Raw genomic sequence first — 21,544 nt, forward strand, 5'->3', positions numbered from 1 at the left:
CAACCCCCTATGAAAGCCAGCAAGTTCGGGCGCATCACCGCAGGCGTCCTGTCTCTGATGCTGCTGGGCACCGCCTGTGCCGGCCAGCGTTCCGGTTCGGACGGCTCGGACACCAAGTCCGAGACCAAGGCGTCCGACAACATGTTCGGCACGCTCGCCTCCCCGTGCGGGGCCGGGGACGCCAAGGGCGCCACCGCGCAGGGGGTCACCGACTCCGAGATCGTCATCGGCTACGGCGACGACCGCGGCTTCGCCCAGTCCCCCGGCCTGAACAAGGACATGGGCGACGCCGTCAAGGCGATGATCGACTGGTGCAACGAGCAGGGCGGCATCAACGGCCGCAAGATCAAGGGCAACCAGTACGACGCCGCCTACATGCAGTCGGTCAGCGTCATGCAGAAGGCCTGCAAGCAGGACTTCATGCTGGTCGGCCAGGGCTTCGCCATGGACGAGGCGGCCGAGCAGTACCGTGCCGCGTGCGAGCTGCCCACGGTCGCGGGCTTCACCGTCGGCCCCAACGCCGCGATGGGCCCGAACAAGTTCGAGGCCGTCCCCTACCCGGTGGACCGCTACAACGCCTCCGGCCTCATGCTGGCCATGGAGAAGTTCCCCGAGATGAAGACGGATCTCGACGCGATCAACTCGACCTCCCCGGCGATCACGACCGGCACGCGGAAGATCGAGAGCGTGCTCAACGGGATGGACGTCAAGTTCAAGAACTGCGGCGTCCAGCTCAACGTCAAGGGCGACGCGACCTTCGTGCCGTTCGCCGAGAAGTTCAAGAAGTGCGACGTCAAGGCGCTGTGGACGTCCAAGACCCCGGACCCCGCGGCCCTGGGCATGCTCGAGGCCCTGGACCGGGTGGGCGTCGACGTCCCGTTCATCGGTGAGGCCACCTGGTACACCGACTTCATCTCCAAGTGGAACACCAGCGGCCAGGGCGACAACATCCACCTGAGCATGATCTTCCAGCCGTTCGAGAACGCCGACAAGGTCCCGGCGGTCAAGAAGTACCTGGAGATCGTCGAGGGCGCGGGCGGCAAGACCGCGCTGCTGGGCATGCAGGCCACCTCGGCGTTCCTGCTGTGGGCGAACGCGGCCAAGGCCTGCGGCTCCGACCTCACCCGCGAGTGCGTCGCCAAGGAGATCTCCCAGGTGCACGAGTGGACCGGCGGCGGCCTGCACGCGGCCACCGACCCCGGCGCCAACCTGCCCGCCAAGTGCTCCATGATGCTCAAGCTGACCGGCACGAAGTACGAGCAGATCGCTCCGGCCGAGAAGGGCGAGTTCGCCTGCCCGGAGAACGCCGTGGTCGACACCGACAAGTCGCTGTGGGGCACCGAGCTCAACAAGGACCGGATCGCCACCACCTTCCTGAAGTCCTGATGTGACCGTGCCCCGCGCACGGACCCCGCGGGCCGGCCGCTCCGGCGGCCGGCCCGCCCGCCCCTCTCCCTCATCTCCACAAGGGCGACCATGACCACCTTCCTTACCTTCACGATCCTCGGGCTCGTTCTGGGGTCGGTCTACGCCATCGCCGCCTCCGGTCTGGTCCTGACCTACAACACCTCCGGCATCTTCAACTTCGCGCACGGCGCGCAGGCCATGCTGGGGACCTTCCTGTACTGGCAGCTCTCCGTGGGCTGGGGACTGCCGGTGTGGTTGTCCCTGCTGCTCGTGGTGGGCGTCTTCGGCCCGCTGATGGGCCTGCTCCTGCACAAGCTGATCATGGGCGCGCTGCGGGACACCGCCGAGGTCGCCAAGATCGTGGTGACGGTCGCGGTCATGCTCGGCATGGTCTACCTGTCCCAGTGGATCTGGGACCCGGTCGAGCCCCGCACGCTGACGATGTTCTTCGGGTCCGACGCCTCCATCGAGATCGCGGGCGTGGTCGTCCGGATCCACGAGATCCTCTGCCTCGTCGTCGCCCTGGCCATCGCGCTGGGCCTGCGGATGCTCTTCCACCGCACCCGGGTGGGCGTGGTCATGCGCGGCACCGTGGACTCCCCCGACCTGCTGCGGCTCAACGGGCACGACCCGGCGCGGGTCGCGGCGATCTCCTGGGCGCTGGGCTCGGCCCTCGCGGTGCTCGCCGGCATCCTCATCACCCCGGTCAGCGGCGGTTCGCTGGAGGCGAACGCGCTCACCCTGCTGGTGATCGACGCCTTCGCCGCCGCCATGTTCGGCCGCCTGCGCAACATCCCCCCGGCCTTCGCCGGAGCGATGGTGCTCGGCCTCCTCGGCGCCTACGTGACCGCCTACTTCCCCAGCGACTGGACCTGGACGGGCAACTTCCGGGTCTCGCTCCCGATGATCCTGCTGTTCATCGTGATCGTCGTGCTGCCGCAGGACCGGCTGCGCGGCGCCGCCACCCGCACCCGCGAGCGCTACCGGGTGCCGAGCGTGCGCGCCGCGGCGACGTGGGGCCTGGTGCTGCTGGGGATCGTGTTCCTGTACTCGCTGCTGCTGGCCGACTCGGGCATCACCACGCTCGGCCTCGGCATGGCGTTCGCGATCATCGCCCTGTCCCTCACCCTGCTGACGGGCTACGCGGGCGAGATGAACCTGGCGCCGATGTCCTTCGCCGCGATCGCCACGGTCATCGTCTTCCACTTCGGCATCACCGGCAGCGGCCTGGACGCCAGCCTCAACCTCCCGGGCATCGTGCTGGCCGTCGTGGCCACCGCGGTCGTCGGCGGCCTGGTGGCCCTGCCGGCGCTGCGGCTGCGCGGCCTCTACCTGGCGCTGGCCACCCTGGCCTTCGGCGCGCTGCTGTCGAACATGGTGCTGCGCGACACCGTCGAGCACACCCTGGCGGGCTTCACCTTCACGCTGTTCCCCGACGGCACGCTGATCATCCCCAAGCCCAGGTTCGGCCCGGTCGACCTGGGCGACCCGCTGACGTTCCTCCTGGTGGCCACCGCGCTGTTCGCGCTGATCGCGACCGGCCTGGCCGTGCTGCGCAACAGCGGCTACGGCCGCCGGCTGGCCGCGATGAAGGACAGCCCGGCCGCCACCGCGATGCTGGGCCAGAACCTGGTCAAGCTGAAGCTGAGCGTCTTCATGCTCTCGGCGGCGATCGCCGGCCTGGGCGGCATCCTGATGAGCTCCGCCATGGGCTCGGTGGAGGGCGAGAGCTTCGGCCTCATGGCCAGCCTCGCGCTGGTGATGCTGGTGGTCGTCGGCGGCATCGGCTACATCAGCGGCGCCCTGTTCGGCGGCGTGATGTCGGGCATCGGCTTCACCCTGCTCGTCGGCACCTTCAACGACCTGGCCATCTCCCAGCCGCAGGCGGCGACCTTCTTCGAGCTGCTGGGCAATGTGGTGATGGTCGGCACCGCCCTGGTCGGCATGGGCGTCGGCAAGACCCCCAGCGGCTCGGTGCAGGGGATCATGGACGGCTACCGCTCCCTGCGCGGCGCCAGGCCCGTCCTCATCGGCGGGGCCGTGCTCGTGGCGGTGCTGTACGCGCTGGCGCTGGCCGGCCTCTACGGCAGCTGGACGTTCACGCTGCTGGCCCTGGTGGTCGTGATGGCGCTGCCGGCCGTCGGCCAGAAGCTCATGCCGCACGCCGTCGCCCCCGTCGAGGGCCACGGGCACTCGGACGAGATCCGCGACGACGAGCCGTTCACCGCCACGCTGCGCGACCGGCTCGACCTGGCGCTGGGCCTGCCCGCGCGGGTCCCCGGCGTCCGGGCGGCCGCTGCGCAGAAGGGAGAGGAAGTCAATGCCCCTGCTTGAGACCCAGGGAGTCACCGTCCGCTTCGGCGGCAACACCGCGGTGAACCAGGTGAGCATCGGGGCCGAGGAAGGCCGGATCACCGGGCTGATCGGCCCGAACGGCGCGGGCAAGACCACGCTGTTCAACACCGTCACCGGGCTGCAGAAGCCCACCGAGGGCAAGGTCCTCATCGACGGCGTCGACATCACCGGGATGTCCCCGGCCAAGCGCGCCAAGCTCGGCCTGGCCCGCACCTTCCAGCAGCTGGAGCTGTTCCTGTCGCTGTCGGTGCGCGACAACGTCAAGGTCGCCGGGGACATCCTGCGGGCCACCACCCGCAAGCGCATCGACCTGGACGCCGAGACCGACCGGATCCTGGAGCTGACCGGCCTCACCGACATCGCCGACCGGGACGTCTCCGACATCCCGACCGGCCGGGCCCGGGTGGTGGAGGTCGCGCGGGCGCTGATGACCTCGCCGCGGGTGCTGCTGCTGGACGAGCCGGCCTCCGGCCAGACCGAGCAGGAGACCGAGGCGTTCGCCGAGCTGCTGACCGGCCTGGCCGAGGACGGCCTGGCGATCTGCCTGGTCGAGCACGACCTGCCGCTGGTGATGCGGCTGTGCACCACCATCCACGTGCTCGACTACGGCTCGGTCATCGCCTCGGGCTCCCCGCGGGAGATCCAGGAGTCGCCCGAGGTCATCGCGGCCTACATCGGAACCGAGGAGGTGGCATGAGCACGGAGACCGGGGCGCCGGGCGCCGTCGCGGAGGCGGAGCAGCGGACGCCCGTGCTCGAACTGGCCGGAGTCCGCGCGGGCTACGGCGCGATCCAGGCGCTGCACGGCGTCGACCTGGTCGTCCACCCCGGCTCGGTGGTGGCGCTGCTGGGCCCGAACGGCGGCGGCAAGTCCACCACCATGAAGGTGTGCACCGGGCTGCTGCCCCTGAACGGCGGCGAGCTGCGCCTGGCCGGGCGCCGGGTCAACGGCCTGTCGGCGCAGGAGATCGCGAAGCTGGGCGTGTGCGCGATCCCCGAGGGCCGCGGCGTCTTCCCGAACCTCACGGTCCGGGAGAACCTGTGGATCGCCACCGGCACCGGCACCGACCTGAAGAAGCTCGAAGCGGTCGCCTACGACCGCTTCCCCATCCTCGGCAAGCGGCGCAACCAGCTCGCGGGCTCGATGTCGGGAGGCGAGCAGCAGATGCTCGCCCTGTCGCGGGCGCTGGCCACCGACCCGGCCGTCCTGCTGCTCGACGAGCTGTCCATGGGCCTGGCGCCCATGATCGTGACCCAGATGTACGAGACGGTCGCCGAGCTCGTCGCGGGCGGCCTGTCGGTACTGGTCGCCGAGCAGTTCGCCCGGGTGGTGCTGCCGATCGCGGACACCGCCGCCCTCATGCTTCACGGCCGCATCGTGGACACCGGCACGCCGGACGAGATCGAAGGCCGTCTTTCCAGCGAATACCTAGGAGGTTGACCCCCATGACCACGACCCACAGCGAAGAGCGCCGTGCGAAGTTCGCCCAGGACGTCGCGGACCAGAAGATCGGCGCGGGCAACGCCTCCGCCGCCGACGGCAGGTTCCGGATCCTCGGCCTGGTCGTCATGATCCTCGGCGTGGTGGGGACCTTCGTCTCCTACAGCAACTCCCTGGCCCTGGACGACAACCGGGACGTCGCCTCGAACCAGATCCTGGCGATGGCGTTCCTGGCCGTCACCGTGCTGGGCGCGGCGCTGTACGTCGCCGCCGCCGTCACCCGGGTGCTGCGCCTGTGGCTGATGCGCCAGCTGGCGGAGTCCCAGTCCCACACGGAGGCCATCACCGAGGCGCTCACCCGGCGTTGATCCGCAGGTAAGGCCCTTGCTCCCAGTCAGCGGGATGCCCTCGTACCGGGGGCATCCCGCTGACTTAGTTTGACTGCGCACCCTCATGCGGGGTGCTCGTTTGAAGGACATTCCGTTGGCCCGGTAAGTCGCAGTGCATCCGCTGCAACAAGTGCATGATCAAGATCTACGGCCGGGGCGGCGCGCACCGCGCGCCTCCCCACACGGCCGCCGCCTGAGGGAACGAACTTTGCGCAACGAGACGATCGCCGAACTGCTGCTGGCCCGGGTCGGGGACGACCGCCCCGGGCTGCTCAGCCGTGACCGCTCCTGGACCTGGGACGAGGTCGTACGGGAGAGCGCGGCCCGCGCCTCGCTGGCCGCGAAGCTGCGCCGGGAGGGCCCCTTCCACATCGGCGTCCTGCTGGACAACGTGCCGGAGTACGTCCTGTGGCTCGGCGCCGCGGCGCTGGGCGGGGCGACCGTCGTCGGGATCAACTCCACCCGGCGCGGCGCCTACCTGGAGCAGGAGGTCCGCCACACCGACCTGCAGCTGGTCGTCACCGACCGGGCCGGGCTCGCACTGCTGGAGAGCCTCGACATCGGGGTGCCGCGCGAGCGGTTCCTCCTGGTCGACGACGAGGACTACCCGGCCCTGGTCGCCGGGCACGCCTGCGAGCCCGCCGCGGACCCGTCCATCGACCCGAAGACGCAGCTGCTGCTGCTGTTCACCTCCGGCACGACCGGCGCCTCCAAGGCCGCCCGCTGCTCCCAGGGCAGGCTCGCCGAGCTGGGCCGCAACAACAGCGCCAAGTACGACGTCAAGCGCGAGGACGTCTGCTACTGCCCGATGCCGCTGTTCCACGGCAACGCGCTGATGGCCCTGTGGGCGCCCGCGCTGACCGTGGGCGCGACCGTCGCGCTCACGCCGAAGTTCTCCGCCTCCGGCTTCCTGCCGGACGTGCGGCACTACGGCGCCACCTTCTTCACCTACGTCGGCAAGGCCATCGGCTACATCCTGGCCCGGCCCGAGCAGGACGACGACGCCGAGAACACCCTCACCCACGGCTTCGGGACCGAGGCCTCGCCCGAGGACCGCGCCGAGTTCCTGCGCCGCTTCGGCGCCCGGCTCGTCGAGGGCTACGGCTCCAGCGAGGGCGCGGGCATGATCAAGCAGACGCCCGACACCCCCGCCACGGCCTTCGGCCGCCCCATGCACGCCGGGGTGCGGATCGTCGACCCGCAGACCCGCGAGGAGTGCCCTCCGGCCGTCCTGGACGCCCACGGCAAGGTCGCCAACCCCGAGCAGGCCATCGGCGAGATCGTCGACACCGACGGCGCGGAGAAGTTCGAGGGCTACTACAAGAACCCCGAGGCCGACGCCGAGCGCGTCCGCCACGGCTGGTACTGGACCGGCGACCTGGGCTACCTCGACGCCGACGGCTTCCTGTACTTCGCCGGGCGGTCGGGGGACTGGATCAGGGTGGACTCGGAGAACATCTCCTCCCTGCACACCCAGCTCGTGCTGCGCCGCCACCCCAAGGTCATCGACGCCGTCGCGTTCGCGGTGCCCGACTCGCGCTCCGGCGACCAGGTGATGGCCGCGGTCGAGGTGCCCGAGGGCGTCTCCTTCGACGACCTGGACCTCCCGGCGTTCCTGGCCGCCCAGGACGACCTGGGCACCAAGGGCGCCCCCCGCTTCGTGCGCTTCTCCCACTCCCTGCCCACCACCGGCTCGGGGAAGCTGGCCAAGAAGCAGCTGCAGAACGAAGGCTGGCGCACCGGCGAGCCCGTCTACCGGTGGGTGGGACGGGGCACCCCCGACTACACCCCGATGACCGAGGCCGACAAGGAGGCGCTGCGCGAGGAGTTCGTCGCCAGCGGCCGACTGCGCTTCCTGCCCTGACCATCCAGAGAGAGAGTGCCCATGGATCTGCGTGAGTCCGCAGCGCAACAGGAGCTGCGCGCGGAACTTCGTGCCTATTTCGCCAACCTCCTGCCCGCGGACGTGCGCCGCCGGGTCGGCGAGGAGGGCGTCGGCGGCAGCCAGTTCCGCGAGGTCGTGAAGATGCTCGGGAACGACGGCTGGCTGGGTATCGGCTGGCCCGTCGAGTACGGCGGCCAGGGCCGGTCCCTCTCCGACCAGTACATCTTCTTCGACGAGGTGCAGCGGGCCGGCCTTCCGTTCCCGTTCGTCACCGTCAACACCGTCGGCCCGACCCTGATGAAGTACGGGACCGAGGAGCAGAAGAAGAAGTACCTGCCCGGCATCCTCTCCGGCGACATCGTCTTCGCGATCGGCTACACCGAGCCGGACGCCGGCACCGACCTGGCGTCGCTGCGCACCAAGGCGGTCCGCGACGGCGACGAGTTCGTCGTCGACGGCAGCAAGATCTTCACCAGCGGCGCCAACACCGCCGACTACGTGTGGACCGCCGTGCGCACCGACCCGGACAAGCCCCGCCACAAGGGCATCTCCATCGTCATCATCCCCACCGACGCCGAAGGGTTCTCCTGGAGCCCGATCCAGTGCGTCGGCGGCATGATCGTCACCGCCACCTACTACTCGGACGTGCGGATTCCGGCCGAGAACGTCGTCGGCGAGGTCGACGGCGGCTGGGGCCTGATCACCAACCAGCTCAACCACGAGCGCATCGGCCTGGCCGCGCTCGGCGGCCGCATGATCCGCCTGTGGGAGGACGTGCGGGACTGGGCGCGCGACAACGGCGTCATCGACCTGCCGTGGGTGCGCCGCGACCTGGCCCGCACCTACGCCAAGCTCGAGGCGATGGCGCTGCTCAACTGGAAGATGACCTGGGCGGTGGAGACCACCGGCGACCTGTCGGGCGCCCAGGCCGGCGGCACCAAGGCCTACGGCACCGAGACCCACATCGACGTGCAGCGCACCCTCACCGGCATCCTCGGCGCGGCCGGGCGGATCCGCCCCGAGTCGCCGGGCGCGGTGCTGTTCGGGCAGATCGAGCAGCTCTCCCGCCAGGGCATCGTCAACACCTTCGGCGGCGGCGTCAACGAGGTGCTGCGCGACATGGTCGCCGTCCAGGGCCTGGGCCTGCCGAGGGCGAGGGCCGGCCGATGAGCGAGGGCTACCCCGACTACGAAGCCCGGCTCCAGGCCTGGGTCGGCCGGGAGGCGGTCGCCGAGCGGCGCGGCCAGGACCCGGTCAACGTGCCGATGATCCGGCACTGGGTCGAGGCCATGGAGGACGCCAACCCGGTCTACCTGGACGACGAGGCGGCCAAGGCCACCGGACGCCCCGGCGTCGTGGCACCCGCGTCGATGGTGCAGGCCTGGACGATGCGCGGGTACGCCGCCACCGTGCGCCCCGACGGGAACGCCTCCACCGGGATGGACGAGCTGACGGAGCTGCTGGCCGAAGGCGGTTACACCTCGGTGGTCGCCACCGACTCGGAGTTCGAGTTCCACCGCGAGCTCGTGCCCGGAGACCACGTCAGCGTCTCGGAGACCATCGAGTCGATCTCCCCGGAGAAGAAGACCGGGCTGGGCGCCGGGCGCTTCATCACCACGGTGCGCACCTACCGCGACTCCGACGGCGAGACCGTGGCCGTCCAGCGCTGGCGCCTGCTGCGCTTCAAGCCCGCGGCGAAAGTCGCGCCCAAGGCCAAGCGCCCCCGCCCCGCGATCAACCCGGACAACGCCTTCTGGTTCGAGGCGGCCAAGGAGCACCGGCTGGTCATCCAGCGCTGCTCGGCCTGCGAGTCGCTGCGGCACCCGCCCGGCCCGTGCTGCCCGGTGTGCGGCTCGTTCGAGTGGGACACCGTGGAGTCCACCGGCGAGGGCACCGTCTACAGCTACGTGGTCGCCCACCACCCGCGGCACCCGGCGTTCGACTACCCGCTGCTCATCGCGGTGATCGAGCTGCCCGAGGGCACCCGGCTGACCGCCAACCTCACCGGCGTCTCCCCCGAGGACGTCGAGATCGGCATGCCGGTCTCGCTGGAGTGGCTGGACGCCGACCCCGACCTGACCCTGCCGGTCTTCCGGCCCGCCGTCCCGAAGAAGGAAGACTGATGGACTTCACCCTTGGCGAGGAACTCGAAGAGGTCCGGGGACTGGCCCGGCAGATCTTCACCGACTACGCCACCGCCGACCGGCTGCGCGCCGCCGAGCAGAGCGAGAGCGGCGTCGACGACGGCCTGTGGAAGGCGCTGGGCGACGCCGGGCTGCTCGGCATCGCGCTGCCCGAGGAGGACGGCGGCGCCGGCCTGGGCGTCGGCGGGCTGTGCGTCCTGCTGGAGGAGCAGGGCCGCCACGTCGCGCCCGCCCCGGTGTGGCCCGCGCTCGTGGCGGGGCTGACCATCGCGCGGCACGGCGACGCCGCCCAGCGCGAGGCGCTGCTGCCGGGCATCGCGGAGGGCGCCGAGCGCTTCACCGTCGCGCTCGAGGAGTTCGCGCCCGCCGACCCGGCCGACCCGCGGTGCTCGGCCGTCCCGGACGGCGACGGCTGGAGGCTGACCGGCGTCAAGGCCGTCGTGCCCTCGGCCGTCGGCGCGAAGTACGTGCTGGTCACCGCCCGCACCGAGGACGGCCCCGGCGTGTTCGTCGTGGAGGCCTCCGCGGCGGGCGCGCAGTGGGAGTGGACCCGGTCCACCACCTACGACGCGGCCGGGAACCTCACGCTGGAGGGCGTGCCCGCCCAGGCGCTGGGCGAGGGCGCGCTGCGGACGGTCCTCGACCTCACCCGGATCGCGGTCACCGCCGCGCAGGCGGGCGTCGCCGACGGGGCGATGCGCCTCGCGGGCTCCTACCTGTCCGAGCGCGAGCAGTTCGGCCGCCCGCTGGCGACCTTCCAGGCCGTCCAGCACCAGCTCGCCGACACCTACATCGAGATCGAGGCGATGCAGGCGTGCCTGTGGAAGGCCGTCTCGCTGCTCGAAGCCGGCGAGGACGCCACCGTCGCGGCCCTGACCGCCAAGTGGTGGGCCGACGAGGGCGGCCTGAACGCCGTCCACCGCGCCCAGCACCTGCACGGCGGCATCGGCGTGGACGTCGACTACCCGGTGCACCGCTACTTCCTGTGGGGCAAGCAGCTCTCGGGCGTCCTCGGCGGCGCCTCGGCCGACCTGGCCGAGCTCGGCGACCTCCTGGCGGAGGCGGCGTCATGAGCCGCGCCTACCAGGACGTGCAGGTGGGGGAGGCGCTGCCGGAGCTGAGCATCCCGCTCACCCGCACCATGATCGTGGCGACCGCGCTGGCCAGCCGCGACTACCAGGACGTGCACCACGATCCGTCCCTGGCCGCCGAGCGCGGCTCTAAGGACGTGTTCATGAACATCCTGACCAGCAACGGGGTCGTCGACCGGTACGTGACCCAGTGGGCCGGGCCCGCGGCCGTGGTCAAGAAGATCAAGATCCGGCTGGGCGCGCCCAACTACCCCGGCGACACCATGGTGCTGACCGGCAGCGTGACCGCCAAGGACGACGACGGCCGGCGGGTCGAGATCTCGGTGAAGGGCGTCAACGCGATCGGCCCGCACGTCACCGGCACCGTCGTGGTCCAGCTCCCGGAAGGAAGTGAAGCGTGACCGTGCTGCCCGGAGCCGCCGCGATCGCGGGGATCGGCGCCACCGAGTTCTCCAAGGAGTCCGGCCGCAGCGAGCTGCAGCTCGCCTGCGAGGCGGTGCTGGCCGCCATCGTCGACGCGGGCCTGGAGCCCTCCGACGTGGACGGCATGGTGACCTTCACCGCCGACACCTCCTCGGAGATCCACATCGCCCGCAACCTCGGCATCGGCGAGCTGAAGTTCTTCTCCCGCATCGGGCACGGCGGCGGCGCGGCCTGCGCCACCGTCCAGCAGGCCGCCATGGCCGTCGCCACCGGCGTCGCCGACGTGGTCGTGTGCTACCGCGCGTTCAACGAGCGCTCGGGCGAGCGCTACGGCCTCGGCCAGGCCGAGCGGCCGATGGACGTCAGCGCCGACCGCGCCGCCTACTCCTGGATGACGCCGTTCGGCCTGTCCACGCCCGCCCAGTGGGTGGCGATGTTCGCCCGCCGGTACATGCACGAGTACGGCGCGACCAGCGCCGACTTCGGCCGCGTGGCCGTCGTGGACCGCAAGCACGCCGCGACCAACCCCAAGGCCTGGTTCCACGGGCGTCCCATCACGCTGGAGGAGCACCAGGCGTCCCGCTGGATCGCCGAGCCGCTGCACCTGCTGGACTGCTGCCAGGAGAGCGACGGCGGCCAGGCGATCGTCGTGGTCTCCGCCGAGCGGGCCCGCGACCTGCCCCACCCGCCCGCCGTCATCTGGGGCGCCGCGCAGGGCTCGGGTCCCGACCAGCTGATGATGACCAGCTACTACCGGCCCGAGATCTCCGGCATCCCGGAGATGGGGCTGGTCGGCAAGCAGCTGTACGCGCAGAGCAGGCTCACCCCGGCCGACATCCAGGCCGCGATCCTGTACGACCACTTCACGCCGCTGGTGCTGCCGCAGCTGGAGGAGCTCGGCTTCTGCGGCAAGGGCGAGGCCAAGGACTTCATCGCCGACGGCAACCTCGAACTCGACGGCCGGCTGCCGACCAATACCCACGGCGGCCAGCTCGGCGAGGCCTACATCCACGGCATGAACGGCATCGCCGAGGCCGTCCGGCTGGTGCGCGGCACGTCCGTCAACCAGCCGGGCGACGTGCACAACGTCCTGGTCACCGCCGGGACCGGCGTGCCGACCAGCGGCCTGATCCTGGCGGCGGACACGTGAGCGGGAAGGAAGAGACCGTGAACTCCGGAGAATGGCGCAGCCGCGACCTCGGCACCCGTACCGAGGCGTACGGCGAGACCGACGCGATCCTCTACGCGCTGGCCGTCGGTGCCAAGGCCACCGACCTCGAGCTCGTCTTCGAGGAGAAGCTGAAGGTCCTGCCGACCTTCGCGCTCACCCGCGCCCAGTGGGCCCCGGACGTGCTCGGCTCGGCCGGCGCCTTCGACACCGGCACCGCCGTGCACGGCTCGCAGCGCCTGCGGGTGCGCAAGCCGCTGCCGCGCTCCGGTGACCTGGAGATGAAGGCCGTTGTCTCGGAGGTCTGGGACAAGGGCGGCGCCGCGGTCTTCGAGGTCGCGGTCGACACCGAGTACCTCGAGGCCACCTGGTCGATCTTCGCGCCCGGCTGCGGCGGCTTCGGCGGCGACCGCGGCCCGTCCGCGGCCCGCCGTCCCGAGCGGGAGCCCGACCACGTGTTCACGCTGCCGATGGGCACCGAGCAGGCGGCCCTCTACCGCCTCCTCGGCGACCGCCACCACATGCACATCGACCCGGAGGCGGCCAAGGCCGCAGGCATGCCCAGGCCGTTCATGCACGGCCTGTGCACCCTCGCCGCCGTCACCCTCCCCCTGGCGGACCTGGCCGGCTCCCACCCGGCCGACCTGGTGGAGCTGGACGGCCGCTTCGCCTCCCCGGTCTTCCCCGGCGACGTCCTCCAGGTCGAGGCCTGGCGCGAGTCCGACGGCGCCCTCCTCTTCGAGGCCTCCGTCGACGGCAGGACGGTCCTCTCCGCGGGCCGCGTCCTCTTCGGCTCGCCGGAGTAGCCGCCGGTTCCGCTGCCCGGCCCCAGGTCCCGCCGACCTCCCGGTCGGCGGGGCCGGGCTTCTTTCTTCGCGGTCCGGGCGGAGGCCCTCAGGGGACCAGACCGACGCCGGCGAGGACTCCGGGAAAGGCCGACGGGCCGGTGGGCGCCGGGTCCGGCTCGGCGGGGCCGGGGCGCCAGTCCCAGGTGGGGACCACGCCGGGCTCCAGCAGGCGGGTGCCGTCGAACAGGGCCTCGATCTCGCGGGCCCCGCGGAGGTACAGGCCGGAGGAGGTCTTCTGGTAGGTGGAGTCGGCCTGCCGGGTGCGGTCGGCGTCCAGGCCGTCGGCGGTCCCGTGGGCCAGCGCCAGATGGGAGCCGGGGGCCAGCCGGTCCAGGTGGGAGCGCATCAGGCCGGCCAGGTCGCCGGGCACGAAGTGCAGGACCGCGACCATCAGCAGGCCGATCGGCCGTGCCGGGTCCAGCAGGCCGGTGTGCTCGGCCAGCTTCCAGATCTCGTCGGGCTCTCGCAGGTCGGCGGTGATGACGCTGGTGCTGCGGTCACCGGCGAGCAGGGCGCGGCCGTGGTTGAGGACGATGGGGTCGTTGTCGACGTAGACGACCGTGGAGCCGCGGGCGACGCGCTGGGCGACCTGGTGGAGGTTGTCGGCGGTGGGCAGCCCGGAGCCCAGGTCGAGGAACTGCCGGACCCCGCTCGCCGCCATGGCCGCGGTGGCTCTGCGCATGAAGGCGCGGTTCTGGCGGGCGATCACGCGGGTCTCGGGGTAGCGCCGGAGGATCTCGTCGGCCGCCGACCGGTCGGCGGCGAAGTTGTCCTTGCCGCCGAGGTAGTAGTCGTACATCCGGGCGGGATGCGGGCGGGAGACGTCCAGGCCGGGGACGGCGGCTGAGGTCACGGATGCGCTCCTGGTGATCGGCTGCTGGCACCGGTCGAAGCCTGTCATGATCGGAAACTCTCAGGGAGCGCTCCATCTGACCGGTTGCGGCCGCTTCCCGCCGCGTTCGCAGGTCCGCCGGCCTTCCGATCGGCGGACCTGCGCCGTTTCAGGCGGGGAAGCCGCCGGCGCGGCCGAGGAGGGCGGGCGGGGGAGTGCCGAGGAGGCCGCCGAGCCAGGTGCCGGCCTCGGCGACGGCCGCCATGTCGACGCCCGTCTCGACGCCGCTGCGGTGCAGGGCGTACAGGAGGTCCTCGGTGGCGATGTTGCCGGTCGCGGCGGGGGCGAAGGGGCAGCCGCCGAACCCGCCCGCGCTGGCGTCCAGGACGGTGACGCCCTCGTCCACGGCCGTCAGGGCGTTGGCGTAGCCGGTGTTGCGGGTGTTGTGGAAGTGGAAGCGCAGCGCCGCGGAGGGGGCCGCCTCGCGGACGCGGCGGGTCAGGTCGCGGACCTGGGCGGGGACGCCGACGCCGATGGTGTCGGCGAGGGCGATCTCGAAGGCGCCCGCGGCCTCGGCGCGGAGGGCGATCGCCGCGATCCGTTCGGGTGGGGTCTCGCCCTCGAAGGGGCAGCCGAAGGCGGCGGCGATCGTCATGGTGGCGGGGACGCCCGCGGCGGCGGCCGCGGCGGCGATGCCGTCCCAGGCGTCGAGGGCCTCCTCGGTGGTGCAGCCCTGGTTGCGCGTGCAGAAGGTGTCGGAGGCGACCACGACGACGTTCACCTCGTCGACCCCGGCCTCCAGGGCGCGGTCCAGGCCGCGGCGGTTGAGCACGAGGCCGCTGTAGGAGACGCCGTCACGGCGGGGGACGCCCGCCATGACCTCCTCGGCGCCGGCCATCTGCGGGACGCGCTTGGGGTTGACGAAGGAGACCGCCTCGATGCGGCGCAGGCCCGCGTCCACGCAGCGGGTGACGAACGCGATCCGGTCGTCGGGGGAGAGGGCGCGCGCCTCGTTCTGGAGACCGTCGCGCGGACCGACTTCCACCACTGTTGTATGCAATTCGGCTCCTCTTTCGGCATCCACGCTGGTCTCTGAGCGGAGATTCAGCTATGTTGCATGCAATATAGCCGAGAGGGGGAAAGATGTCTGTAGGGCGACGTGCCGCCGACACCGCCTACGAGACGGTGCGGCAGATGATCCTCGACGGGTCCGCCGCTCCCGGTGACCGCCTGGGCGAGAGCGAGCTGGCCGAGACGCTCGGCCTCTCGCGCACCCCCGTCCGGGAGGCGCTGCAGCGCCTGGCCGCCGACGGCCTCGTCGAGGTCCTGCCGCACCGCGGCGCCCGGGTGGTGGCCTGGACCGACACCGACTTGACCGAGATCTTCGAGCTGCGCACCCTCCTGGAGCCCTACGCCGCGGCCCGCGCCGCCCGCGTCGGCCTGGACGCCGCGGCCCTCACCGCGCTGCGCGACCTCTGCGCGGCCACCGAGGAGGCCGCGGACCGCAAGGACATGGCCGAGGTCGCCCGGCTGAACTCCCGCTTCCACGCCGCCCTCATCGACGCCTCGGGCAACAGCCGGCTGCCCGGCATGCTGACGTCCGTCATGCACGCCCCCCTCATCCTCGGAACGTTCCACCGCTACGACCCCGCCACCATGGCCCGCAGCATGGGCCACCACCGCGAGGTCGTCGACGCGATCACCGCCCGCGACCCCGAGTGGGCCGCCTCCGTCATGCGCTCGCACCTGCGCGCCGCCGCCGCCACCCTCAAGGAGGACCAGTGACCGAAACCCCCCGCGCCCTGGACGATCTGCGCGTCGTCGAGATGGGCCAGCTCCTGGCCGGTCCGTTCTGCGGCCAGCTCCTCGGCGACTTCGGCGCCGAGGTCATCAAGATCGAGCCCCCCGTGACGGGCGACCCGATGCGCCAGTGGGGCAGGGAGAAGCCGCACGGCCAGTCCCTGTGGTGGCCGATCCTGGCGCGCAACAAGAAGTCGGTGACCCTGAACCTGCGGGAGGAGGCGGGCCAGGACCTCGCCCGCCGCATCATCGCCCAGGCCGACGTGCTGGTGGAGAACTTCCGCCCCGGCACCCTGGAGCGCTGGGGCCTGTCCCCGGAGAGGCTGTGGGAGCTGAACCCCGGCCTGGTCATCACCCGCGTCACCGGCTACGGCCAGGACGGCCCCTACTCGCCGCGCGCGGGCTTCGGCTCCATCGGCGAGGCCATGGGCGGCATCCGCTACGTCACCGGCGACCCGAACAGCGCGCCCGCCCGCGCCGGCATCTCCCTCGGCGACGAGCTCGCGGGCACGTTCGCCGCCCTGGGCACCCTGGTCGCCCTGCACGCCCGGCGACGCACCGGCAAGGGCCAGGTCGTCGACTCCGCCCTGTACGAGGCCGTGTTCGCCCTCATGGAGTCCCTCGTCCCCGAGTGGGAGCTCGCCGGCTACCAGCGCGAGCGCACCGGCTCCGTCCTGCCCAACGTCGCCCCGTCGAACGTCTACCCCACCTCCGACGGCCCCGTCCTCATCGCCGCCAACCAGGACACCGTCTTCCGCCGCCTGGCCGAGGTCATGGGCCGCCCCGAACTCGCCGACGACGAGCGCTACGCCACCCACGGCGCCCGCGGCGCCAACGCCGAGGAGCTCGACGACCTGATCGGCGCCTGGACCGCCTCCCTCACCAGCGACGAGGTCCTGGAGAAGATGCACGCCAACGGCATCCCCGCGGGCCTGACCTACCGTGCCAAGGACATGCTCGCCGACCCCCACTTCAAGGCCCGCGAGGCCATCATCAAGCTCGCCCACCCCGAGTTCGGCGAGTTCCCCATGCAGAACGTCTTCCCCAAGCTCTCCGGCACCCCCGGCCAGGTCCGCTCCGTCGGCCCGGAACTCGGCGCGAACAACACCGAGATCTACGGCGACCTCCTCGGCCTCACCGAAGACGCCCTGGCCAAGCTCCAGGCCGACGGCGTCGTCTGACACCCGCCCTGCCGTACGGCCGCAGCCCGACGGTGCGGTCGGTGGGCAGGGCGAGGCGGCGCGTCAGGGGAGAAGGCGAAACCGGGCCTCGGGGGTGCGAGGCCCGGCCGGGAGGGCGCGGTTCAGCTCTGCTGCTGCTTGACCAGGTAGCGGGCCGGGACCTCGCCGCCGCCGTGGACGGCGAGGTCGGCGCCGGTCACGTAGGAGGCCAGGTCGCTGGCGAGGTAGAGGCAGGCGTCGGCGACGTCCTGGGGGTCGGCCATGCGCTGCATGGGGACCAGGGCGGCGGTCGACGCGCCGCCGTCCGCTCCGTAGTTGTGGGCGGCGGCCTCGGTCAGGACCAGGCCGGTGGTGATGTGGTTGACGCGGACCTTCGGCGCCCATTCCAGGGCGAGGGCCTTGGAGAACATCAGCAGGCCGGCCTTGGCCGCGCTGTAGGCGGCGGTGCCCGGCTGCGGGTCGATGCCGGAGACGCTGCCGATGTTGATGATCGAGCCGCCCTCCCCGGCCTGCATGATCTTGTTGGCGGGCTGCGCGACGTAGAACGGCGCGAGCAGGTTCAGCGACACGATCCGCTCCACGAACCGCGGCGAGACCGTCGCGGAGTCCGCGTCGGGGGAGCCGCCCGCGTTGTTGACCAGCACGTCCAGCCGCCCGAACCGCTCGGCCGTCTGCTCCACCAGCGCCGCGGCCTGCGCCGCGTCCCGGATGTCGGCGGACAGGAACTGCGCGGTGCGCCCCCCGGCCTCCGGCAGCGCCTCGGGCTCGTTGCGCCCGCACACCATCACGTCGGCCCCGGCCCGCAGGAACGTCCGCGCGATCACCGCTCCGATCCCCTTGGTCCCCCCGGTGACCAGCACCGCGCGCCCCTTGAGATCCACCGTCGTGTTCATCGCCGATCCGTTCCTTTCGACAACCATGCCCGCCCGGACCCTAATCCGCCCGTCCCCCCTCCACACCACTGCGTACCGTTCACCGGGATCCGACCGGGGTCAGCGGGTCAGAATCGTGATGCACGCGTTGAGGAAGAGGAGCGCGAGCGCCGTGGCGGTGATGTTCTCGTAGACGGTCTGCCAGCGGCTCCTGCCCGCGAAGGGGCGGATGAAGGACTTCACCAGGGAGGGGAGGGGAAGGAGGAGGACGGACATGGCGAGCGACGGGAACACCAGTACGGCGGGAACTCCCCGGAAACCCGTCTCGTAGCCGTTCACGCCGTCGCTCCTCGCCCGCACCCGGTCGCCCTGGTCGTAGAAGGCGCCGAACCTGAGGCCGCTCGTGGGCTCGATCGACGGGTCGTCGGGGGTGAAGGTGCCGTGATGGCAGGAGTCCAGCTCGTACACGCCCGGTACGCCTTTGAGCCCGAAGGCGTACGGCAGGCTGTCGTAGGCGGGCAGCATGAACATCGACGCTCCGAAGAGCAGGAGGAGGAAGAGTCCGGCGGTGGACCTGCGCGTCCGGCCGGCGGCGGCATGGTCATGGGTCATCGCCACTCCGATCCGAGAAGAACAAGGCGGGAGCGATGTTCTTCCGGGCGGCCCGGGAACCACCAGATGCCGTGGTCCCCGGTCGCCGGGATCATCTACCGGGACATTTCCGGCCCGGATCGGCGGGCGTCCGGCCGCTCAGCCGGTGGCGGCCGCCCGGGCGTCGTCCTCGAAGGCGGCGCGGATGCCCAGGAGGGCGAGGACGGCGAGGAACATGGCGGGGACCAGGACGAGCATGGCCAGGGCCAGGGGCTCGCCGCCGTAGCCGGTGGACCCGACGAGGTCGGAGGTGAGGCCGATGAGGAAGGGGCCGAGCGCGCCGCCGAGGGTGATGAGGAAGGTGAGGAGGGCGAAGCCCATGCCGCGGCGGGCGGCGGGGACGACGTCGGCGGAGGCGGCGGTGAGGTTGGGGATGGCGGCGGCGAAACCGGCGCAGGCGACGGCGATGAGGGTGACGCGCAGCCACAGGCCGGGCAGGAGGACGGCGCCGGTGAGGGCGACCGCGCCCATGAGAAGGAAGCCGGTGGCGACCTTGACGCGCCAGCCGGGGCGGACGCCGTGGAAGCGGTCGCCCATCCGGCTGCCGATGACGATGCCCACGACGATGCCGGTGCCGCCGACACCGCCGGCCAGACCGGAGGCGGCGTCGTAGCCGAGGTCCTCGGTGCGCTCCAGGAAGGTCGGCAGCCAGTAGAACAGGCCCGCGACGGCCAGGGAGAGCAGCGCCTGGCCGATGATGATGCCCTTGAGGGTGCGGATGCGCAGCAGGGTGCGCGCCTCGGAGAGGAGCGAGGCGCCGTCCGCCTTGAGGGGGGCGCCCGCGTCGTCGTCGGGCTCGCCGTTGCGGAGCCTGTCGAGGCGGTCGCCCAGGCCGCGCAGCGGCTCCTTGACGGTGAGGACGAGCGCGGCGATCAGCAGGCCGGGGATCGCGGCGATGAAGAAGACCGCGCGCCAGTCGAGGGCCTCGGCGATGGCGCCGCCGAGGATGACCCCGGTGGGCAGGCCCATGTAGTAGCCGGCGCGTTCGAAGCCGTAGGCCTTGCCGCGGCTGCGGGCGGGGTAGTAGTCGGCCAGGAGGCTGGAGGCGGGCGGGTTGTAGAGCTGCCCGGCGGCGCCGATGAGGACGCGGACGGCGAAGAACATCACGAAGGTGGTGGCCAGGCCGCTCAGGACCGAGCAGATCGACCAGATGAGCACCACGATCGCGATCGTGGCGACGCGAGGGGCGCGGTCGGCGAGCCGCCCGGCGGGGAGCAGGAGCAGCGCGGCGGCGATGCTGGCGGCGGTCGGGATCGCGCCGCCCGCGGTGTCGCTGAAGCCGAAGTGGTCCTGGATCGCCGGCAGCGCCCCGGAGATGAGGTTGATCTCGACCCGGTCGATGAAGGCGACGAGCGCCACCACGATCGCGGGCCACCATCCCAGCGGCGCCGCCTTGCCGAGGTCGACCGTGCGCGCGGGCCGCCGGGGGAGGACGGTGATCTCCACGATGCCGTCGGCCGGGGCGGCCCGGTCCTTCGGCGGGTCCGCCGCCTTGTCGTGCGTGTCGGTCATACGGGTCTACTCCTGTCGAGACGAGCGGATCAGAACCGACCCGGGGCGGAAGGGCGGCGTCGGAAGGGGGCGGTCCGGCGGGTCACCGGTATGTGAGGGGCATGTTCTTCCGGAGGCTCGCGACCGCGCGGATCAGCTCGGAAGGGTCGAGGAAGTCGAGCAGGAGGTCGGGATGGCCCGGCAGGAAGGCCCACCAGGTCCCGGTCACGCGGCCGTACCAGATGCGTGCTCCCGGCCACCAGAGGCGGATCTCGTCCGCCGGGTCGGTGGTCGCCGTCCTGTCCTGCATCACACCTCCGGGATCCGCCCGCCCGGTTTCCCGGGCGGGGGAGCTGTTCTCGCGGATTCGTGCCGGATTTCGAAAGCGGTCAGTCGTCGCCGGTGACGGTGACGTTCGGGTCGGCGGCGTCGCCGGTGTTCCAGACGTAGTCCTCGGCCGCCGCGTCGCCCATGGCGGCCAGGAGGAACCGCGCGGCCCAGCGGGCGGCGATCTCGATGCTCTGCGCCTGGGGGAGGGACTGGGCGCCCGTCTCGGGGTCGGCTCCGGCCGGGTTCTGGGTGTCGGTGATGCCGTAGTGGTTGGTGCCGGAGACCCGGACGATCTGCTTGGGGTCGTTCGTCAGCTTCGTGTAGGTCGTCTCGGCGTCGGCGGGGAGGGCGACGCCGTCCTGGACGCCCTGGACGAGCTGGGTCGGGACCTGCAGGTCGACGGTGGCGAAGGCGCCGGTCAGGTAGTCCTTGTTGTTCGTGCCGAACAGCGAGGCGGCCTTCACCTGGGTGGGCATCGTGTACGTCAGGCCCGTGCAGAAGGGGAAGACGCACTTCTCCCCGACGACCGACAGGCCGGCCGCGCCGCCGAAGGAGTGGCCGAGCAGGACGAGCCTGGTCGTCTTGACGCGGTCCTCCAGCGGCGAGCCGTCGCGGTCGTCCTCGGCCTTCATCCACGCGACGGTCTGGGCGGCCTGCTTCTGCTCGGGGTAGAAGTCGTCGTCGAAGAACAGCAGCCGCCTGTGGTCGGGCACCACCACGATGAACCCGTACGCGGCGACGGCGCGGGCGTAGGCGGAGTAGTGGGCGCGTCCGACCTGAGCGCCCTGCAGCATGAGCGCGACGGGCGTCCGCTCGGTGATGGCGCTGGGGTAGTAGACGTCGGCGGGGTCCCCGCCCACGGCGCTGGTGAAGGAGGAGACGGGGGCGTCGGCCTGCGCGGGCGCCGGGAGGCCCGTCAGGAAGGCGGCGGAGAGCGCGGCGGGGAGCATGAGGCGGAGCATGCGGCGAAGACCCACAAGGGTTCCTTTCGTCACCACTGGCGAAACATCGTTTCGCTCTGGCGGACACAGTTTCGTTCACCGGCGCGCAGGGGTCAAGACCGATCCGCGCCGGTTTCGCGGTCCGCCGCACGCCCATCCGATCACCGGCCGCACCGCCGCGAGCACGGCCTGTGGAAAAACCGCGCATCCTCCGCGCGACCCCGGCGGGCGCCGCGGGCGGCACCGGCCGGGGCGGTCGGCGGCGCAGGGAGCGCGCCCGCTCCGCCGCCATCAGG

21 protein-coding genes are annotated in these 21,544 nt (G+C 71.8%); 14 read left to right on the forward strand and 7 right to left on the reverse strand.

Annotated features, from left to right (window positions below; genetic code table 11):
- Positions 1-9: 9 nt before the first annotated feature.
- The 12 genes from ABD140_RS06010 (at position 10) to ABD140_RS06065 (ending at position 13,108) form a co-directional block, all read left to right on the forward strand.
- Positions 10-1,386, forward strand: coding sequence for an ABC transporter substrate-binding protein (locus ABD140_RS06010; protein WP_344237591.1), 1,377 nt, complete (start codon positions 10-12; stop codon positions 1,384-1,386).
- A 90-nt stretch (positions 1,387-1,476) separates the two neighbouring features.
- A complete protein-coding gene (locus tag ABD140_RS06015; protein ID WP_344237593.1) occupies positions 1,477-3,741 on the forward strand; it encodes an ABC transporter permease in 2,265 nt (754 codons plus the stop codon).
- Complete coding sequence (locus tag ABD140_RS06020) at positions 3,728-4,459, forward strand: ABC transporter ATP-binding protein (RefSeq protein ID WP_344237595.1); 732 nt, start codon at positions 3,728-3,730, stop codon at positions 4,457-4,459. The genes ABD140_RS06015 and ABD140_RS06020 overlap by 14 nt, the downstream gene beginning before the upstream one ends.
- Complete coding sequence (locus ABD140_RS06025) at positions 4,456-5,202, forward strand: ABC transporter ATP-binding protein (protein WP_344237597.1); 747 nt, start codon at positions 4,456-4,458, stop codon at positions 5,200-5,202. The genes ABD140_RS06020 and ABD140_RS06025 overlap by 4 nt, the downstream gene beginning before the upstream one ends.
- Positions 5,203-5,207: 5 nt before the next feature.
- Positions 5,208-5,570 carry a hypothetical protein gene (locus ABD140_RS06030; RefSeq protein ID WP_344237599.1) on the forward strand — a complete coding sequence of 121 codons (363 nt, stop codon included), beginning with the start codon at positions 5,208-5,210 and terminating at the stop codon, positions 5,568-5,570.
- 229 nt (positions 5,571-5,799) lie between these two features.
- Positions 5,800-7,455 (forward strand): steroid-22-oyl-CoA synthetase, encoded by a 1,656-nt coding sequence (casI, locus tag ABD140_RS06035; RefSeq protein ID WP_344237601.1) that lies wholly within the window; start codon positions 5,800-5,802, stop codon positions 7,453-7,455.
- Positions 7,456-7,476: 21 nt separating this feature from the next.
- Positions 7,477-8,646: an acyl-CoA dehydrogenase family protein gene (locus ABD140_RS06040; RefSeq protein WP_344237603.1), complete on the forward strand. Its 1,170-nt coding sequence runs from the start codon at positions 7,477-7,479 to the stop codon at positions 8,644-8,646.
- A complete protein-coding gene (locus ABD140_RS06045; RefSeq protein WP_344237605.1) occupies positions 8,643-9,599 on the forward strand; it encodes a bifunctional MaoC family dehydratase N-terminal/OB-fold nucleic acid binding domain-containing protein in 957 nt (318 codons plus the stop codon). Before ABD140_RS06040 ends, ABD140_RS06045 begins: the two co-directional genes overlap by 4 nt.
- Positions 9,599-10,693, forward strand: a complete 1,095-nt coding sequence (locus ABD140_RS06050; protein ID WP_344237607.1) for an acyl-CoA dehydrogenase family protein — start codon at positions 9,599-9,601, stop codon at positions 10,691-10,693. Before ABD140_RS06045 ends, ABD140_RS06050 begins: the two co-directional genes overlap by 1 nt.
- The gene (locus ABD140_RS06055) at positions 10,690-11,112 is read left to right on the forward strand and encodes a MaoC family dehydratase (protein ID WP_344237609.1); all 423 of its coding nucleotides are present in this window, start codon (positions 10,690-10,692) and stop codon (positions 11,110-11,112) included. Before ABD140_RS06050 ends, ABD140_RS06055 begins: the two co-directional genes overlap by 4 nt.
- Positions 11,109-12,284 carry a lipid-transfer protein gene (locus ABD140_RS06060; protein WP_344237611.1) on the forward strand — a complete coding sequence of 392 codons (1,176 nt, stop codon included), beginning with the start codon at positions 11,109-11,111 and terminating at the stop codon, positions 12,282-12,284. Before ABD140_RS06055 ends, ABD140_RS06060 begins: the two co-directional genes overlap by 4 nt.
- Before the next feature lie 17 nt (positions 12,285-12,301).
- Positions 12,302-13,108, forward strand: coding sequence for a MaoC/PaaZ C-terminal domain-containing protein (locus ABD140_RS06065; RefSeq protein WP_344237613.1), 807 nt, complete (start codon positions 12,302-12,304; stop codon positions 13,106-13,108).
- Between the two features lie 88 nt (positions 13,109-13,196).
- Here the strand turns inward: ABD140_RS06065 and ABD140_RS06070 are convergent, their stop codons facing one another.
- Together ABD140_RS06070 and ABD140_RS06075 are read right to left on the reverse strand one after the other, a co-directional pair.
- A complete protein-coding gene (locus tag ABD140_RS06070) occupies positions 13,197-14,003 on the reverse strand; it encodes an SAM-dependent methyltransferase (RefSeq protein WP_344237615.1) in 807 nt (268 codons plus the stop codon).
- 148 nt (positions 14,004-14,151) lie between these two features.
- A complete protein-coding gene (locus ABD140_RS06075; protein WP_344237617.1) occupies positions 14,152-15,030 on the reverse strand; it encodes a hydroxymethylglutaryl-CoA lyase in 879 nt (292 codons plus the stop codon).
- 95 nt (positions 15,031-15,125) lie between these two features.
- On the opposite strand from ABD140_RS06075, the gene ABD140_RS06080 reads away from it, so the two are divergent.
- The gene (locus ABD140_RS06080; RefSeq protein ID WP_344237619.1) at positions 15,126-15,767 is read left to right on the forward strand and encodes a GntR family transcriptional regulator; all 642 of its coding nucleotides are present in this window, start codon (positions 15,126-15,128) and stop codon (positions 15,765-15,767) included.
- Positions 15,764-16,963: a CaiB/BaiF CoA transferase family protein gene (locus ABD140_RS06085; protein ID WP_344237621.1), complete on the forward strand. Its 1,200-nt coding sequence runs from the start codon at positions 15,764-15,766 to the stop codon at positions 16,961-16,963. Before ABD140_RS06080 ends, ABD140_RS06085 begins: the two co-directional genes overlap by 4 nt.
- Before the next feature lie 122 nt (positions 16,964-17,085).
- Here ABD140_RS06085 and ABD140_RS06090 read toward each other — a convergent pair whose 3' ends face one another.
- The 5 genes from ABD140_RS06090 to ABD140_RS06110 form a co-directional block, all read right to left on the reverse strand.
- Positions 17,086-17,856, reverse strand: coding sequence for an SDR family oxidoreductase (locus ABD140_RS06090; RefSeq protein ID WP_344237623.1), 771 nt, complete (start codon positions 17,854-17,856; stop codon positions 17,086-17,088).
- A 99-nt stretch (positions 17,857-17,955) separates the two neighbouring features.
- The gene (locus ABD140_RS06095; RefSeq protein WP_344237625.1) at positions 17,956-18,447 is read right to left on the reverse strand and encodes a hypothetical protein; all 492 of its coding nucleotides are present in this window, start codon (positions 18,445-18,447) and stop codon (positions 17,956-17,958) included.
- A gap of 138 nt (positions 18,448-18,585) precedes the next feature.
- A complete protein-coding gene (locus tag ABD140_RS06100; protein WP_344237627.1) occupies positions 18,586-19,998 on the reverse strand; it encodes an MFS transporter in 1,413 nt (470 codons plus the stop codon).
- An 82-nt stretch (positions 19,999-20,080) separates the two neighbouring features.
- Complete coding sequence (locus tag ABD140_RS06105) at positions 20,081-20,287, reverse strand: hypothetical protein (protein ID WP_344237629.1); 207 nt, start codon at positions 20,285-20,287, stop codon at positions 20,081-20,083.
- A gap of 79 nt (positions 20,288-20,366) precedes the next feature.
- Positions 20,367-21,284, reverse strand: coding sequence for an alpha/beta hydrolase family protein (locus tag ABD140_RS06110; RefSeq protein WP_344237631.1), 918 nt, complete (start codon positions 21,282-21,284; stop codon positions 20,367-20,369).
- Between the last annotated feature and the right edge of the window lie 260 nt (positions 21,285-21,544).

It is taken from the genome of Actinocorallia libanotica (genome assembly GCF_039525175.1).
GTDB classification, from domain to species: domain Bacteria; phylum Actinomycetota; class Actinomycetes; order Streptosporangiales; family Streptosporangiaceae; genus Actinocorallia; species Actinocorallia libanotica.

Bases quoted from the DNA above. Each gene is read 5' to 3' on its own strand.
- ABD140_RS06080 (WP_344237619.1), top strand. From the start codon at position 15,126: ATGTCTGTAGGGCGACGTGCCGCCGACACCGCCTACGAGACGGTGCGG.
- ABD140_RS06020 (WP_344237595.1), top strand. From the start codon at position 3,728: ATGCCCCTGCTTGAGACCCAGGGAGTCACCGTCCGCTTCGGCGGCAAC.
- ABD140_RS06090 (WP_344237623.1), bottom strand. From the start codon at position 17,856: ATGAACACGACGGTGGATCTCAAGGGGCGCGCGGTGCTGGTCACCGGG.
- ABD140_RS06050 (WP_344237607.1), top strand. From the start codon at position 9,599: ATGGACTTCACCCTTGGCGAGGAACTCGAAGAGGTCCGGGGACTGGCC.
- ABD140_RS06055 (WP_344237609.1), top strand. From the start codon at position 10,690: ATGAGCCGCGCCTACCAGGACGTGCAGGTGGGGGAGGCGCTGCCGGAG.
- ABD140_RS06015 (WP_344237593.1), top strand. From the start codon at position 1,477: ATGACCACCTTCCTTACCTTCACGATCCTCGGGCTCGTTCTGGGGTCG.
- ABD140_RS06025 (WP_344237597.1), top strand. From the start codon at position 4,456: ATGAGCACGGAGACCGGGGCGCCGGGCGCCGTCGCGGAGGCGGAGCAG.
- ABD140_RS06045 (WP_344237605.1), top strand. From the start codon at position 8,643: ATGAGCGAGGGCTACCCCGACTACGAAGCCCGGCTCCAGGCCTGGGTC.
- ABD140_RS06030 (WP_344237599.1), top strand. From the start codon at position 5,208: ATGACCACGACCCACAGCGAAGAGCGCCGTGCGAAGTTCGCCCAGGAC.
- ABD140_RS06010 (WP_344237591.1), top strand. From the start codon at position 10: ATGAAAGCCAGCAAGTTCGGGCGCATCACCGCAGGCGTCCTGTCTCTG.
- ABD140_RS06095 (WP_344237625.1), bottom strand. From the start codon at position 18,447: ATGACCCATGACCATGCCGCCGCCGGCCGGACGCGCAGGTCCACCGCC.
- ABD140_RS06040 (WP_344237603.1), top strand. From the start codon at position 7,477: ATGGATCTGCGTGAGTCCGCAGCGCAACAGGAGCTGCGCGCGGAACTT.
- ABD140_RS06105 (WP_344237629.1), bottom strand. From the start codon at position 20,287: ATGCAGGACAGGACGGCGACCACCGACCCGGCGGACGAGATCCGCCTC.
- ABD140_RS06100 (WP_344237627.1), bottom strand. From the start codon at position 19,998: ATGACCGACACGCACGACAAGGCGGCGGACCCGCCGAAGGACCGGGCC.